The organism is Marinobacter orientalis, from assembly GCF_004792665.1.
GTDB classification, from domain to species: domain Bacteria; phylum Pseudomonadota; class Gammaproteobacteria; order Pseudomonadales; family Oleiphilaceae; genus Marinobacter; species Marinobacter orientalis.
On record NZ_SRZX01000001.1, the window covers coordinates 456,515 to 470,716 of the forward strand.

Here is a 14,202-nt window from a genome sequence, read left to right on the forward strand (position 1 = left end):
CCTACAGTGTGCTCCTCAGAGTACGCGGCACCAACAAACGTAGGTCGGATTAAGCAACGCGCAATCCGACAAGCCTGACAAACGTAGGTCGGATTAAGCGAAGCGCAATCCGACAAACCAGCTAGAGAGAAAACGAGGCCCCAAACGGCATGCAAGAACGGGAAGTGGTCCTGACCAAACGCGAAGTAGAGGCACGCCTGGTGCCTACCGGCACGGAAATCATGATTCCGTCGGATACTTTTGTGACCATCACGCAGTCACTGGGTGGCAGCTTTACCGTTGCTGTAAACGGCAACCTCGCTCGCATTGAGGGCCACAACGCCGATGCGCTGGGCAAGAAGCCCCTGGAAAGCAGCTTCGAAACCCCCGAAGACGGCACCGTGAACGAAAACCAGGTCTGGGAAGCCATGAAAAACTGCTACGACCCGGAAATTCCGGTCAACGTGGTGGATCTCGGCCTCATCTACGACTGTAGGATTGAGAACGATCCCGAAGACGGCAACCATGTATACGTCCTGATGACCCTGACCGCCGCCGGTTGCGGCATGGGCCCGGTGATCACCGAGGACGTCAAGACCAAGCTCGAGCATGTGCCCAATGTCGACAAGGTGACGGTTGAACTCACCTTCGATCCGCCCTGGAACAATGACATGCTCACCGACGAAGCCAAGCTCGAACTGGGGATGTTGTAATGACCGCTTCTGAGCAGGACTTTCTGGACAATCCGCTGGGCAAAGACACCACCCTGGAAGATGTGGTGGATGGCTTTGAATTCCTGGACGACTGGGAAGAACGCTACGCGTTTATTATCGATCTGGGCAAACAACTGCCACCATTCCCGGATGACGAGCGCAGGGAAGAGAATTACGTGCACGGTTGCCAGAGCCAGGTGTGGCTGATTCATCACTACGATGAACAGAGCGGCAGGCTGTATCTGTTGATCGATTCCGATGCCATTATCGTTCGCGGCCTTGCCGCTATCATTCTGGTGGCGCTGAATGGCAAGACACCCAGAGAACTGCTGGCAACCGACATCGACGAGCTTTTCGAGCGGCTGGATCTGTTCCGCCACATCTCACCCACCCGTGGCAACGGACTTCGGGCCATGGTAGGCAGGATCCGCGATATTGCGGCGGAAACGGCTGCAGCCTGACCGCGCCTGCAAAAGCGCTTACCAGACGATGGCCACATCATCCCGCTGGATGTTGATCTGTCCGCCAGAGACGGGAATCCTGCCGTTACTGAAATCCGGGTGGACGTTGTTCAACGTGATCGTCGTACGGCTATCCTGCAGCTCCGGGGTGGCACCAGGAGAATCGAAAAAGCGGTTACTGCGGTAAAGTTTCAGCTCATCACCCGGCCGCAGCCCGGCAGTGGCACCAGAATCCAGAGTCACCCTGTTGCCGTCCACGCGGGTTACCCGGGTAATGAAAGGCTGGCAGGCCAGGGCATCATTCACAGCAGCGGTCATATCCCTCATCAGGCTACCAACGGCCCGGCCATAACCGGTTTCCTGAAAGCCGGCCGAGCCGAAACCGTCGGAGGAGCCCGGGCCGGCATCCCAGCGCGCTTCGGTTGCGAAACGCTCCTGGTAGACCGGTGACCCACTGAATCCGTCATAAATCATCAGGTCTGCCACGAATCGCCGATTCTGGTTCACCGCGCCAATCCCCCGCTGCATACGGTCGATAATGGAACTGCCCCAGGCGTCCGGATCGGACACGGCCACATCACGAATCACCCCGGCGACCACGAACTGCACACCCAGCTCCCGCGCCACCTGCACGACGTTGGTAAGACGGTTATCAAATTTCTGCTGTGTCGGCGCATTCAGAAGATCGCCGAACAGACGCTGAGTGGTGGCACCGAAAACCTGCAGATTGCCGGCATCCCTGAGATCCGCCTGCAGCAATTGCGGCAAGATTTCGCCGGCGTCATCAATACCGCCAATACGCGCCTGATCCGGATACACCATGGGGAAGCCGGTCACCGCAACCCGCTTTTTCAATCCGCTTGCCTCACCCGCGCTGCAACTTCCGCTTTCCGACATGTCGGCCCGTACGGTCATCCTCAGCAGATTGCCCCGTCGATACTCATCTATCACCTCCACCGACCTGGCTCGAGACAAAGAAGCGACCTGCAGACGGGACTCGGTAACCACACCGTTTTCCATGGTATCGCGGCTACTGATCCGGGCCTCATACTGCAGGGACAGATCCCGTAGGGCCGCTTTTCTGGCCTCCTGCCTGGCACTGTCCACATCATTATTGTGGATAGTGGCATGCCCTATGGCCTCGAGCACCACGGCCTGAACATTGGCCGCAAGCATCAGCGCTGTAATAACCACAATTACCGGTTTCATGAAGAATTGCTCTCTCAGTCGAGGTAGTAGAGGGAGTCCACGCCCCGGCTCTGCACATCACCGACGCTGTCATTGTCTCCGGGCATGGGAATCGGACAAAGGTCCCGTACCTCCCGGTCGGAAACACGGGAGACACAGGCGCGGAACCTGGGCTCCAGCTTCAGCTCCATCACGGTTTCCACAACGCCGTCGCTGTGCTCATTCACAGCCACCATTTTGGCGCCACGGATATAGCTGTCCACATAGGTGCGGAACATGTCGTTCTGCAATGCGAAGTCATTCACCGTAGAGCTGCCGTAAATCACCGTGCCATAAACCCGCTCAGCAAGATTACGGTAGGCATCCAGCTGAGACGCCCGTCGGGCCAGCAGGCGTTTGCGGGTATTCAGCCTGTCCTTCGACACATTCTCATAGGTACCAAACCCGCTGACCCGAACCGTAATCGGGTCCAGTTCGGTCTGCTGCCCGGAGGTGCCCGGATCCCGTTGCTGCCCGATCGGGGCACAGCCCATTATTGTCACCATCAGCGCAGGTATCAGTATCCACCGCAGGGTCATGTTGATTCTCCGAAAAAACACCAGTTCTCCGCTTCCATGAAAAATTCGGGCCAACCTTTGTAACTGGCTGAAATCTATAAACTCCACACCAGGAAATGCGGTTTCTGTCTCGCCAGGGCGGCAAAAAACCACCGCCATTTACACTCCGCAAACAAACCGTTACCTCACAACCGATGTGTCGCCAAACCGACTGGATTAGTCTTAGGCTCGCGTAATTTTCGAACCGACAATCCAAATGCATCATCAGGACCCATCATGACCGAAAACCGTCTGAGCAAGCTCTCTCTGGCCATTGGCCTGTCCATTGCCACCACCTCTGCCATGGCCAGCCCGCAAACCTTCATGTCGTCGCGCTCCTTTGCCATGGCTGGCACCGGTGTCGCTATTGCTCACCCGGCAGCAGCAGGGGCTTCCAACCCGGCCATGATGGCTGCCGAGCACCACGACTGGTCCGACGATTTCGGCCTTATCCTTCCCTCCGTCAACGCTCGTTTTGCCGATGAAGAAGAGACCATTGACCAGATTGATGACATTCAGGACACGATTGACCGCTTCCAGCAACTGGACAAGAACTCCAGCGAAGAAGAAGCCCGGCAAACGGCCGGCGAGCTCAGACAGCAACTGAACAACTTTGATCGTGACACTGTCAGAATCGATGCCGGCATTGGTATCGCTCTGGCTGTGCCAACAGATTCCGTTTCCATCGGCTTTTTCACCAACGGCAACCTGCGCGCGACCGTGCGAGGTGAACTTGACCAGGACGACGACCAGCTGCTGGCGACCCTGGAGAATGCAGATCCCGCAACCCTGGCCGGGGCCGACCTTGACCGTGACCTGCAATCCCGTGGCAGCATCCTGGCTTCTGCAGTTACCGAGGTCGGCATTTCTCTGGCCACCTCCATTGACCTGCAGAATGACTCGCAGTTACAAATCGGGCTTTCACCGAAATACGTTCAGCTCCGCACCTTTCAATACACCCAATCGGTATCCGGCTTCGAGGACGATAACTTCGACAATGACGAGAACGAAACCGACAAAAGCGGATTCAACCTGGATGTCGGCGCCGCCTATGCTTTCGGCTCCCGCAACCAGTGGAACGCTGGTGTGTCGATCAAGAACCTGATTCCCATGGAACTGGACTCGGCCGCAAACCGCCCTGATGAAGACGAACGGACCCTGGAGCTGAACCCCATGGTCACTGCCGGCATCGCCCATAAAGGCGACTTCCACGTTATAACCGCGGAAGCGGACCTGACCAAGAAGGAAGCTTTCGGCTACGAGGACGACACCCAGTGGGTCGCCTTCGGCGCGGAATTCGATGCCTTCCGTTACGCCCAGCTGCGCGTCGGCGTGCGCCAGAACCTTGCCAGCAACGACGACAACAACGGCATTGAAGAAGATACCCAGTTTACCGCCGGGATTGGCCTGTCACCGTTCGGCGCCCGCCTGGACATCGGCTCGCTGGTCAGCGACGCGGACGTTGGTGCCGCCATCGAACTTGGCGCGGCGTTCTGATCCGCTCAGGATAACCCCGCTTCTGAAGCCCGGCTCCGTGCCGGGCTTTTTTGTGCCCCCCGGGTTTGCCAGTGCCGGGCCTTACCCTGATAATCCTCCCACAAACATTCCACAAGGAGCACTACCCGATTCATGAAAACCTATCTGGTCGGCGGCGCAGTACGTGACGAACTTCTTGGCCTGCCGGTAAAAGACCGGGACTGGGTAGTCACCGGCGCAACCCCGGACGAGATGCTGAAGCGGGGCTTCAAACAGGTCGGCGCGGACTTCCCGGTGTTCCTGCACCCCCATACCCGCGAAGAATACGCACTGGCGCGAACGGAGCGGAAGCAGGGGCAGGGCTACCACGGATTTTCCGTCTACAGCGCTCCCGACGTTACCCTCGAGGAGGACCTCAAGCGCCGGGATCTCACCATCAATGCCATGGCCAAATCCACCAACGGCGAGCTTGTAGACCCTTTCGGAGGCCGCGAAGACATCCGGACCCGCAACTTGCGCCACGTGTCTGAAGCCTTTGCCGAAGATCCCTTGCGGATTCTTCGCACCGCGCGGTTTGCCGCAAGGCTGCAACCGCTGGGTTTCACAGTGGCAAAATCCACCATGGCGCTGATGCAGCAGATGGTCGACGATGGTGAAGTCGAACACCTGGTGCCGGAACGGGTCTGGCAGGAAATCCAGCGGGCACTGCATGAAAACGAACCCGGCACCTTCTTCGAGGTCCTTCGGGATTGCGGGGCGCTGGCGTACATCATCCCGGAACTGTGCCAGGAAGATGAATTCCAGGCCGCAATTTCGGCACTTCGCTGTGCACACAGTAGTGGTGGCGAGACCGCTGCCCGATTTGCGGCACTGATGTCGCCACTGCCCATGACTGAAGCCCGCAACCGAAGCGCACAACTGAAGGCCCCGAACGATTGCCAGGACCTGGCCCGACTGACCACCAGTCTGATACCACAGATTCACGCCATGAACAGCTACCGGGCGGATGAGCTACTGCGGATACTGGATGAAGCCGATGTCTGGCGACGGGCCGACCGGTTCGCAGGATTACTACTCACCCTCAAGTGCGCCCTGCCGGAAACCGAACATGAAAAACTGGACTGGCTGGAATCGGCACAGCGTGCCGCCACAGCTGTTCAGGCAAAGGAATTGATGGCGCAGGGGTACAGGGGAAAAGAACTGGGCGAGGCAATCCGCAAGGAGCGATTGCAGCGAATTTCCGAAAGCAACCACACACATTGAGACACACCATGGATTCACCAACCCCCGTAGTGCTCATTACCGGCGCGGCGCACCGGCTGGGAGCCCATACCGCCAGGCACCTTCATCAGCGCGGCTGGAACCTGGTCATCCATTACCGTTCCCGGGAAGCCGAAGCCAACAGACTTTGCGTCGAACTGAACGGAATCAGGCAGGAATCGGCCGTGATTGTCCAGGCCGACCTCGCGAGCCCGGAGCAGACTGAAAGCCTGGCCAACAAAGCTGTCTCTGTGTGGGGCCGGCTTGATGGCCTGGTAAACAACGCGTCGGCGTTCTATCCCAACCCGACCGTAGAAGCCAGCGCAGACGACTGGGCCACAATAATGAACACCAACCTGCGAGCGCCCTTTTTCCTCGGCCAGGGCTGTCTGCCCGCCCTGAAGGAGTCTCGCGGCGCCATCGTCAACATGATCGATATCTACAGCCAGCGCCCGCTTGCAGATCATCCGCTATACTGTGCCAGCAAGGCGGGCCTGGCCTCGCTAACCATGTCCTGGGCAAAAGACCTGGCACCGGAGGTACGCGTTAACGGCGTCTCACCGGGCGCCATCCTCTGGCCAGAAGGGGACGCAGCCATCGATGGGGCCTATCAGCAAAGCATACTGGCCAGGACACCACTTGCCCGCACCGGCGCCCCTGAGGATATAGCAGGCGCAGTTGCCTTTTTACTGTGCGACGCACCTTTTGTAACCGGCCAGATCCTGGCGGTGGATGGGGGGCGCAGCCTTAATATTTGAGCCGATATGGCCTGCTTTCTTTGGCACTTTCCGGCTTTCCGCTACAATGAATGCAGCTGTACAAATCTTGCCCAAAAACTGGAGATATGCCATGCGTGATGTTGTTATTGTAGCTGCGAAGCGTACTGCCGTCGGCAGCTTCGGTGGGGGGCTTTCCAGCCTTCGTGCCGATCAGCTCGGCAGCGCTGTAATCAAGGCCCTGCTGGAAGAGTCCGGCGTCGCTGCCGACCAGGTCAACGAGGTGATCCTGGGCCAGGTGCTGACAGCCGGCTGTGGCCAGAACCCGGCACGACAGGCCTCCATCAACGCCGGCATTCCTGCCTCGGTGCCGGCCATGACTATCAACAAGGTGTGCGGCTCCGGGCTCAAGGCCGTCCATATGGCAGCGCAGGCCATTGCATGCGGCGACGCCGAACTGATGATTGCCGGCGGCCAGGAAAGCATGAGCCAGGCACCCCACGTACTTCCGAACAGCCGCAACGGCCAGCGCATGGGCAACTGGAACATGGTGGACACCATGATCTCCGATGGCCTGTGGGATGCGTTCAACGACTACCATATGGGTGTGACTGCGGAAAACATCGTGGAGAAATACGGTATCAGCCGCGAAGAACAGGATGAGTTCGCCGCCGCCTCCCAGCAAAAAGCCTCTGCAGCGAGGGATGCAGGCTATTTTGACGGCCAGATTGTTCCGGTCACCATTCCCCAGCGCAAAGGCGATCCGCTGATCGTGGACAAAGACGAGACCCCTCGTGCGGGGGTTACCGCGGAGGGCCTGGGCAAACTGCGTGGTGCCTTCAAGAAGGATGGAACCGTCACCGCCGGAAATGCGTCTTCCCTGAACGATGGCGCCGCTGCGGTTATTGTCTGCAGCGCCGACAAGGCCAGGGAGCTCGGGCTTACGCCGCTGGCTACTATCAAGGCCCATGCCAGTGCAGGTGTTGACCCCACCATCATGGGTACCGGTCCGATTCCTGCCACCCAACGCTGCCTGAAACTGGCAGGCTGGTCAGTGGACGATCTGGACCTTGTAGAAGCCAATGAGGCCTTTGCAGCCCAGGCCATTTCCGTCAACCGCGACCTGGGCTGGGATACAGCAAAGGTCAATGTGAACGGTGGTGCCATCGCTCTCGGGCACCCCATTGGGGCTTCCGGCTGTCGGATCCTGGTCAGCCTGCTGCATGAGATGGCCCGCCGGGATGCGAAGAAGGGACTGGCAACCCTCTGCATTGGTGGCGGCATGGGCGTTGCCCTCGCCGTGGAGCGCTGATAACGTAATGCTCGATGTGGTATTGTTTGAGCCTGAAATACCGCCGAATACCGGCAATATCATCAGGCTCTGTGCCAACACCGGCTGCCGGCTGCATCTGATTGAACCCCTGGGGTTCACCCTGGAAGACAAGCAGATGCGGCGCGCCGGGCTGGACTATAGCGAATATGCAACCGTCACGATCCACGCAGACTACGAGAGTTTTCTGGCCAGCGAACAACCTTTGCGGCTGTTCGGACTGACTACCAAAGGCTCCCGAGGATATCACCAAGTAACCTACCAGAATGGTGATTACCTGATGTTCGGCCCGGAAACCCGGGGCCTGCCAGCAGACATTCGCCAGGCACTTCCGCAAGCGCATTGCCTGAGAGTGCCAATGCGCCCGGAAAGCCGCAGTCTCAACCTGTCAAACACGGTTGCTCTGGTGGTCTATGAAGCATGGAGGCAGTTTGATTTTACAGGAGCTCAGTAATCCCCGTCAGGTAGCAGTTCTGGTTCTTGCAGCCATTTTGTTGCTGCTTACCACCAGCGCCCGGTCCGGGTACAGACCGGGCGGGGAATCGGGCCGGCTTATAACCACTCCTTCGGCCACATCCGAGGTGTCGGTTATGTTCGGTAAGAAAATTATCAGGCACCTTTATACCAGTTGCGGGCTTGACATCAGTTACCTGGACGTGCCTGCGGCCCGTGCAGTGATGATGGCGGAAAAAAGCCAGTCAGATGGCGAGCTTGCCCGAATCCCCATGGCGGTGAGAGACGATGCACCATTACTCCCGCTGCGCACCCCCATCGACGAAATACGCCTGGTGCCACTGTTCCTCAACCATGAATCCGCCACAGCTCACGCCGACCTGACCGGAAAACGAATCGGGTTTCTCAATGGCTACCGGATGATTGCCAGTGTATTACCGGAAGATGCTACGCCAGTGGCCACCAGCGATACCTTCCAACTGGTCAGCCTGCTTGAACGCAAGCGGATTGATGTCGCGCTGACACTGGAATGGGATGCGCTGGCCGCCAAATATCACAACCAGGATATGGTGATCGGCGAACCGCTACTGGAATCTTCCCTCTACCACTGGGTTCACGAATCCCGGGAGCAGGACATTGCCTGCCTCTCCGGAGCACTCGATGACATGAAGGCAGACGGGAGACTTCAGCGAGCGATCCGTGAAGGCATCGAATCGGGCTCGCCAAATCAGGATCAGTGAGTCTTCTCTTCGCCGGTTTCGCCTGATGCCTCTTCCTGCTTGCGCTTCAGCGCCTGGGCATAGATGGCGTCAAAGTTGACCGGCGCCAGCATCAGTGCCGGGAAACTGCCTTTGTTGACAACACCGTCGATTGCTTCCCGTGCATAGGGAAACAGGATGTTCGGGCAGTACGCACCCAGCATCTGGCCGAGTTGAGGACCTTCAATTCCTTTCACCAGGAACACACCCGCCTGCTGGATCTCGACGATGTAGGCGACCTTTTCGTCGATTTTCGCTGTCACCGTCAGGGACAGAACCACTTCATACTGGTTGTCGCTGATCTTGTTATGGGACGTGTTCAGGTCCAGGTTGACCTGTGGCTTCCACTGGTCCTGAAAGACCGCCGGGGAGTTTGGGGACTCGAACGAGAGGTCCTTCACATAAATGCGCTGAAGCGCAAACTGGGGTTGTGCCTGGTTTTCGTTGCCTGCTGCGGCCTGATCATTTTCAGCCATTTTCATGTCCTTTCTTCGATTAGGGGATAGAACCGTTACTTCTTAACCAACGGCAGGTTGCTGCCTTTCCAGTCGGCGATACCACCGTTCAGACGGACCACATTGTTGTAGCCTTCAGCTTTCAGCTGCTTGACAGCCATTGCGGAATGCTGGCCCATCTTGTCGGCTACGATGATCTGCTTGTCCTTGAACTTCTTCAGCTCCGAGGCGCGGCTTTTGATACTATTGAGGGGAATATTGATTGCACCGGTAATCCGGCCCTCGTTAAACTCTTTACGATCACGGATGTCGACAACGACAGCTTCATCGCGGTTAATCAGATTTACCGCACCCTGGGCCGATATTTTTGCACCGCCACGACGGGACTCCAGCACCAGTATGGCAAGCAGGAAAGCGACAAACAGAGACACCAGAATGTAATGGTTAACCGCAAATTCGAACACCCTTTCCATGAAGACACCTTGCTGAATAGTTTGTGGCGGGATTATACACACCCTGCCCCGCGGACAGAAGATAACCAGAGTGGCCGGAGGGGACCAAAATGTTTAGAATCAATGTTTGTTTTAGTAAATTTACCAAAACCACCATCGGATTGAGTGATGACTGCCAAGCGTAAGCCTACTGCACTGATTATTCTTGACGGTTGGGGTCACCGTGACCCCGCTGACGATAATGCCATCAGCAATGCCAATACGCCGTTCTGGGATAAGCTATGGGAAAAACAGCCAAAAACGCTGATTAACACCTCCGGAATGTTTGTTGGCCTGCCCCAGGGACAGATGGGCAATTCCGAAGTCGGCCACATGAACCTGGGTGCCGGGCGGGTGGTTTACCAAAGTCTGACACGTATCGACAAAGACGTGGAAGAAAGTAGTTTTACGCAAAATCCCACGCTGTGCGCCGCCATGGACAAGGCCATCAACAATGGCCGGGCTGTCCATCTGATAGGACTGCTCTCCCCCGGTGGCGTGCACAGCCACGAGGAACACATTCTTGCAGCTGCGGAAATGGCTGCCGCGCGAGGCGCAAAGGAAGTCTACATCCATGCCTTCCTGGATGGCCGCGACATGCCGCCGCGCAGTGCCAGGGCGTCGCTGGAAAAAACTGCCACCAAACTCAAAAACCTCGGCGTTGGCCGGGTCGCTTCCATTGTCGGCCGTTACTACGCCATGGACCGGGACAACCGCTGGGATCGGGTTGAAGAGGCCTACAATGTGATGACCCTGGGCGAGGCCGAGTTCACCACGTCCGATCCGGTGACCGCTCTGGAACTGGCCTATGAACGGGGAGAAAATGACGAGTTTGTGAAAGCAACCCGCATCAGGGCCAATGGCGATACCGAAGGCACCATCGATGACGGGGACACCGTGATTTTCATGAATTTCCGTGCCGACCGCGCCCGGGAAATGACACGCTGCTTCGTGGATAAAGATTTCGACGGCTTCGAGCGACGCAAACGTGCCGAGCTGGCAGACTTCGTCATGCTCACTGAGTACGCGGCTGACATCAAAACCTCCTGCGCCTACCCGCCAGAGCAACTGACCAATGGCCTGGGTGAGTATGTTTCCAACCAGGGCAAGACCCAGCTTCGAATCGCCGAGACCGAGAAGTATGCCCACGTCACCTTCTTTTTCAATGGCGGCATGGAAACCCCGTTCGAGGGTGAGGATCGCATCCTTGTGCCCTCACCCAGGGTAGCCACCTACGACCTGCAGCCGGAAATGAGTGCGCCCGAAGTAACCGACAAGCTGGTGGAAGCCATCAAGAGCGGCAAGTACGACCTGGTCGTGTGCAATTATGCCAATGGCGATATGGTCGGCCACACTGGCAAGCTGGATGCCGCCATCAAAGCCGCCGAGTGCATCGACCAGTGCGTCGCCCGCGTTACCGAAGCACTTGAAGAAGTCGGTGGCGAAGCGCTGATTACCGCAGACCACGGCAACTGCGAACAGATGAGAGACCCCAAATCCGGCCAGGTTCATACCGCCCATACCACTGGCCCGGTGCCGCTGGTTTATGTCGGCCCCCGCAAGGTATCGCTCAGGGATGACGGCAACCTGAGCGATGTGGCACCGACGTTACTGAGCCTGATGGGCCTTGAACAGCCGTCTGAGATGTCCGGCCACAGCCTGGTGGAGATCGATTGATTGCACGTCTGTGGCTGGCGCTGGCATTGCTTGCAGTTGCCATGCCGGCACTGGCGGAGCAACAGGTTACACCTGGCCAGATAAAAGCACTCAGGGAAGAGATCGCCGACATCGATGACTGGCTGGCCGACGCAGAAGAGGATCGGTCCTCGCTGGAGCAGCAACTCTCCGGTATTGAGCAGGAAATCGGGCGACTTACCCGAGAGCGTCGTGAACTCCGCGAGCAGGCCAGGGAGCAGCAACAGCGCCTGTCCGAACTCAGCGAGGAAGAGGCGGAACTGACCCGGACACTGGAAGGCCAGCGCGAGAGCCTGAAAAAACAGATCCGCGCCGCCTGGATGGAGGGTGACGCGCCTGCCGTTAAAGTTCTGCTCAACGAGATTGATCCGGACAAGGTTGCCCGCACCATGACCTACTACGAATACCTCAGCCGCGACACTATTGACCGGCTGGAGGCATTCGCTGCCAACCTCCGACAGCTGAAAGAAACACAGAAACAGGTCAGGGCCGGCCGACTGCGGCTGGCAGAGCTGGAGGAGGATGTCGCTAGCCGCCAGCAGAAGCTGGCTTCCAGCAAAACCCGACGGGAACAGACCCTTGCGGCCCTGGAGACAGACATCAGCGATCGCAGGAATGAGCGAGAAGAGCTGGAAGCAGACCGCCGACGGCTGGAAAAGCTGCTGAAAGAAGTGGAAGAGGCCATCGCCAGCATTCCCACTCCCAATGAATCAGACCCGTTCGGATCACTCAGAGACAAACTGCCCTGGCCGGCAAAGGGCAAGGTTGTCAGCAGCTTCGGTGACAGTTATGCAGATGGCAAGCTCCGCTACCGGGGCTTGCTGATCAACACCGCTGACGAAAGCGAGGTCAAAGCCGTTCACTACGGGCGCGTCGTTTTTGCCAACTGGCTCAGGGGTTTCGGCCTGATGACCATTCTCGACCACGGCGACGGATACATGACTCTCTATGGTCACAGCAGCAGCCTGTTCACCAGCCCTGGTGACTGGGTCGAAGCCGGTGAAGCCATTGCCCAGGCAGGCCGCACCGGTGGCACCGACAATCCTGCCGTGTACTTCGAAATCCGCCACAACGGCAAACCTGACAACCCGCTGCGCTGGCTGGGCAAACGCTGAGCCCGCTCATAATACCCTAAAGGCTGACAAATCAGCCTGGTAACGCCATACTGTTGGGCAATACTCGGGAAGCAACCAGTCATTGGAATAACACAGGATATGTGAATGAGACGGGTCAGATATTTTAACCATGCCGCAACCATCAGCGCACTTGCCTTTGCCGCCTGCCTGACCGCCCTGCCCGGCCTTGTTCACGCCCAGGAAGTCGATGAAGAAACCCGGCGCCTGCTGGAAGGCATCCAGCACGGAGAACAGGTTGAAATTGGACTTCCGGACCCGGAAGAGCAGTTACCTCTTGATGATCTGCGGAAGTTCGCGGAAGTATTCGGACGCATCAAAGACGCCTACGTAGAGGAGGTTGACGACCGCCAGCTTCTCGAGAGCGCCATCAAGGGCATGCTGTCAGACCTGGACCCCCATTCCACCTACCTGGCTCCGAAAGACTACGAACAACTGGAAGAAAGCACCTCCGGGGAATTCGGCGGCCTCGGTATTGAGGTGGGCATGGAGGACGGCTTTGTGAAGGTTATCTCCCCCATTGACGATACGCCCGCACAGGAAGCCGGCGTGCAGGCTGGCGACCTGATCATCAAACTGGGCGACCAGCCGGTCAAGGGCATGTCGCTGGAAGAAGCCGTCAAACTGATGCGCGGCAAGCCCGGCACCGTGCTCACGCTCACCATCATGCGTGAAGGTGAATCCGCTCCCATCGAAATTGATGTCGAGCGTGACGTTATCAAGGTTACCAGCATCAAGTCCCGCATCGTCGAGGACGGCTATGGTTACATCCGGATTACCCAGTTCCAGGCGGATACCGGTTCACAGTTCACCAAGGCGCTGGAAGACCTTGAAAAGCAGCAAGGCGGCGACTTGGACGGCCTGGTTATCGACCTGCGCAACAATCCGGGGGGCATCCTGCAGGCTGCCGTCGCAACCGCAGACGCCCTGCTTGATGAAGGACTGATTGTGTATACCGAAGGCCGGATCCAGAGCTCACGCCTGCGCTTCAATGCCAAAGCGGGGAAGGTAATGCCGGATACCCCGATCGTGGTTCTGATCAACGGCGGCTCCGCATCAGCCTCGGAAATCCTCGCGGGCGCACTGCAGGATCATCAGCGCGCGGTGGTCATGGGTACCCAGTCATTCGGCAAGGGCAGCGTCCAGACCGTCATTCCGCTGGATGAAACCCACGCCATCAAGATGACAACCGCCCGCTATTACACACCTGACGGTCGTTCTATCCAGGCCAAGGGCATCAAGCCGGACATTGAAGTAAGGCCTGCGGAGCTGACCGAACTGGATGGCCAGCCGTTCTTTACCGAGGCGGATCTGAGCGGCCATCTGGAAAGCCGGGGCGAGGACCGGGAAGCCACTGACGGGGAAACCGAGGCTACCCCTGCAAGCAGGGACTTCCAACTGCGTTCGGCACTGAACCTGCTGAAGGGGCTGGAGATTCTCGACAAGCGTAACAAGCCGGAACAGGAAAGCGTGGATTGAAAGTATTAGCCTCGCTGGT

General features: G+C 58.0%; 15 protein-coding genes. 11 read left to right on the plus strand and 4 right to left on the minus strand.

All coding sequences use genetic code 11. The annotated features are described in order from the left end of the window. Positions 1-149: 149 nt before the first annotated feature. Both sufT and DIT72_RS02235 read left to right on the plus strand, forming a co-directional pair. Positions 150-692 carry a putative Fe-S cluster assembly protein SufT gene (gene sufT, locus DIT72_RS02230; protein WP_135953568.1) on the plus strand — a complete coding sequence of 181 codons (543 nt, stop codon included), beginning with the start codon at positions 150-152 and terminating at the stop codon, positions 690-692. Beyond that, the gene (locus tag DIT72_RS02235; protein WP_135953569.1) at positions 692-1,153 is read left to right on the plus strand and encodes a SufE family protein; all 462 of its coding nucleotides are present in this window, start codon (positions 692-694) and stop codon (positions 1,151-1,153) included. Before sufT ends, DIT72_RS02235 begins: the two co-directional genes overlap by 1 nt. A gap of 18 nt (positions 1,154-1,171) precedes the next feature. Here DIT72_RS02235 and DIT72_RS02240 read toward each other — a convergent pair whose 3' ends face one another. Then, positions 1,172-2,362 (minus strand): flagella assembly protein FlgT, encoded by a 1,191-nt coding sequence (locus tag DIT72_RS02240; RefSeq protein ID WP_135953570.1) that lies wholly within the window; start codon positions 2,360-2,362, stop codon positions 1,172-1,174. 14 nt (positions 2,363-2,376) lie between these two features. After that, the gene (locus DIT72_RS02245; RefSeq protein ID WP_135953571.1) at positions 2,377-2,919 is read right to left on the minus strand and encodes an LPP20 family lipoprotein; all 543 of its coding nucleotides are present in this window, start codon (positions 2,917-2,919) and stop codon (positions 2,377-2,379) included. Positions 2,920-3,174: 255 nt separating this feature from the next. Here DIT72_RS02245 and DIT72_RS02250 point away from each other — a divergent pair, with 255 nt between their 5' ends. The 6 genes from DIT72_RS02250 to DIT72_RS02275 all read left to right on the plus strand — a co-directional run bounded on the left by DIT72_RS02250 (position 3,175) and on the right by DIT72_RS02275 (position 8,912). Further along, positions 3,175-4,434, plus strand: a complete 1,260-nt coding sequence (locus DIT72_RS02250; protein ID WP_135953572.1) for a conjugal transfer protein TraF — start codon at positions 3,175-3,177, stop codon at positions 4,432-4,434. 132 nt (positions 4,435-4,566) lie between these two features. After that, complete coding sequence (locus DIT72_RS02255) at positions 4,567-5,676, plus strand: multifunctional CCA tRNA nucleotidyl transferase/2'3'-cyclic phosphodiesterase/2'nucleotidase/phosphatase (RefSeq protein WP_135953573.1); 1,110 nt, start codon at positions 4,567-4,569, stop codon at positions 5,674-5,676. 8 nt (positions 5,677-5,684) lie between these two features. Next, positions 5,685-6,431: a pteridine reductase gene (locus DIT72_RS02260; protein ID WP_135953574.1), complete on the plus strand. Its 747-nt coding sequence runs from the start codon at positions 5,685-5,687 to the stop codon at positions 6,429-6,431. 91 nt (positions 6,432-6,522) lie between these two features. Continuing rightward, positions 6,523-7,701 (plus strand): acetyl-CoA C-acetyltransferase, encoded by a 1,179-nt coding sequence (locus DIT72_RS02265; protein ID WP_135953575.1) that lies wholly within the window; start codon positions 6,523-6,525, stop codon positions 7,699-7,701. 7 nt (positions 7,702-7,708) lie between these two features. After that, complete coding sequence (trmL, locus tag DIT72_RS02270) at positions 7,709-8,173, plus strand: tRNA (uridine(34)/cytosine(34)/5-carboxymethylaminomethyluridine(34)-2'-O)-methyltransferase TrmL (protein ID WP_135953576.1); 465 nt, start codon at positions 7,709-7,711, stop codon at positions 8,171-8,173. 136 nt (positions 8,174-8,309) lie between these two features. Further along, positions 8,310-8,912 carry a type 2 periplasmic-binding domain-containing protein gene (locus tag DIT72_RS02275; protein ID WP_168355005.1) on the plus strand — a complete coding sequence of 201 codons (603 nt, stop codon included), beginning with the start codon at positions 8,310-8,312 and terminating at the stop codon, positions 8,910-8,912. Here DIT72_RS02275 and secB read toward each other — a convergent pair. Both secB and DIT72_RS02285 read right to left on the minus strand, forming a co-directional pair. Continuing rightward, positions 8,906-9,406, minus strand: coding sequence for a protein-export chaperone SecB (gene secB, locus DIT72_RS02280; protein ID WP_135953578.1), 501 nt, complete (start codon positions 9,404-9,406; stop codon positions 8,906-8,908). The genes DIT72_RS02275 and secB overlap by 7 nt on opposite strands. Before the next feature lie 35 nt (positions 9,407-9,441). Next, complete coding sequence (locus tag DIT72_RS02285; RefSeq protein ID WP_135953579.1) at positions 9,442-9,858, minus strand: rhodanese-like domain-containing protein; 417 nt, start codon at positions 9,856-9,858, stop codon at positions 9,442-9,444. Positions 9,859-10,005: 147 nt separating this feature from the next. On the opposite strand from DIT72_RS02285, the gene gpmM reads away from it, so the two are divergent. The 3 genes from gpmM (at position 10,006) to DIT72_RS02300 (ending at position 14,183) form a co-directional block, all read left to right on the plus strand. Next, positions 10,006-11,553 (plus strand): 2,3-bisphosphoglycerate-independent phosphoglycerate mutase, encoded by a 1,548-nt coding sequence (gpmM, locus tag DIT72_RS02290; protein ID WP_135953580.1) that lies wholly within the window; start codon positions 10,006-10,008, stop codon positions 11,551-11,553. A gap of 41 nt (positions 11,554-11,594) precedes the next feature. Continuing rightward, positions 11,595-12,686 (plus strand): murein hydrolase activator EnvC family protein, encoded by a 1,092-nt coding sequence (locus DIT72_RS02295; RefSeq protein ID WP_135954704.1) that lies wholly within the window; start codon positions 11,595-11,597, stop codon positions 12,684-12,686. A gap of 105 nt (positions 12,687-12,791) precedes the next feature. After that, positions 12,792-14,183, plus strand: coding sequence for a S41 family peptidase (locus tag DIT72_RS02300; protein WP_135953581.1), 1,392 nt, complete (start codon positions 12,792-12,794; stop codon positions 14,181-14,183). Positions 14,184-14,202: the final 19 nt, after the last annotated feature.

Excerpts from the sequence above, each read along its gene's own strand:
- sufT (WP_135953568.1), top strand. The coding sequence starts at position 150 with ATGCAAGAACGGGAAGTGGTCCTGACCAAACGCGAAGTAGAGGCACGC.
- DIT72_RS02235 (WP_135953569.1), top strand. The coding sequence starts at position 692 with ATGACCGCTTCTGAGCAGGACTTTCTGGACAATCCGCTGGGCAAAGAC.
- DIT72_RS02240 (WP_135953570.1), bottom strand. The coding sequence starts at position 2,362 with ATGAAACCGGTAATTGTGGTTATTACAGCGCTGATGCTTGCGGCCAAT.
- DIT72_RS02245 (WP_135953571.1), bottom strand. The coding sequence starts at position 2,919 with ATGACCCTGCGGTGGATACTGATACCTGCGCTGATGGTGACAATAATG.
- DIT72_RS02250 (WP_135953572.1), top strand. The coding sequence starts at position 3,175 with ATGACCGAAAACCGTCTGAGCAAGCTCTCTCTGGCCATTGGCCTGTCC.
- DIT72_RS02255 (WP_135953573.1), top strand. The coding sequence starts at position 4,567 with ATGAAAACCTATCTGGTCGGCGGCGCAGTACGTGACGAACTTCTTGGC.
- DIT72_RS02260 (WP_135953574.1), top strand. The coding sequence starts at position 5,685 with ATGGATTCACCAACCCCCGTAGTGCTCATTACCGGCGCGGCGCACCGG.
- DIT72_RS02265 (WP_135953575.1), top strand. The coding sequence starts at position 6,523 with ATGCGTGATGTTGTTATTGTAGCTGCGAAGCGTACTGCCGTCGGCAGC.
- trmL (WP_135953576.1), top strand. The coding sequence starts at position 7,709 with ATGCTCGATGTGGTATTGTTTGAGCCTGAAATACCGCCGAATACCGGC.
- DIT72_RS02275 (WP_168355005.1), top strand. The coding sequence starts at position 8,310 with ATGTTCGGTAAGAAAATTATCAGGCACCTTTATACCAGTTGCGGGCTT.
- secB (WP_135953578.1), bottom strand. The coding sequence starts at position 9,406 with ATGGCTGAAAATGATCAGGCCGCAGCAGGCAACGAAAACCAGGCACAA.
- DIT72_RS02285 (WP_135953579.1), bottom strand. The coding sequence starts at position 9,858 with ATGGAAAGGGTGTTCGAATTTGCGGTTAACCATTACATTCTGGTGTCT.
- gpmM (WP_135953580.1), top strand. The coding sequence starts at position 10,006 with ATGACTGCCAAGCGTAAGCCTACTGCACTGATTATTCTTGACGGTTGG.
- DIT72_RS02295 (WP_135954704.1), top strand. The coding sequence starts at position 11,595 with ATGCCGGCACTGGCGGAGCAACAGGTTACACCTGGCCAGATAAAAGCA.
- DIT72_RS02300 (WP_135953581.1), top strand. The coding sequence starts at position 12,792 with ATGAGACGGGTCAGATATTTTAACCATGCCGCAACCATCAGCGCACTT.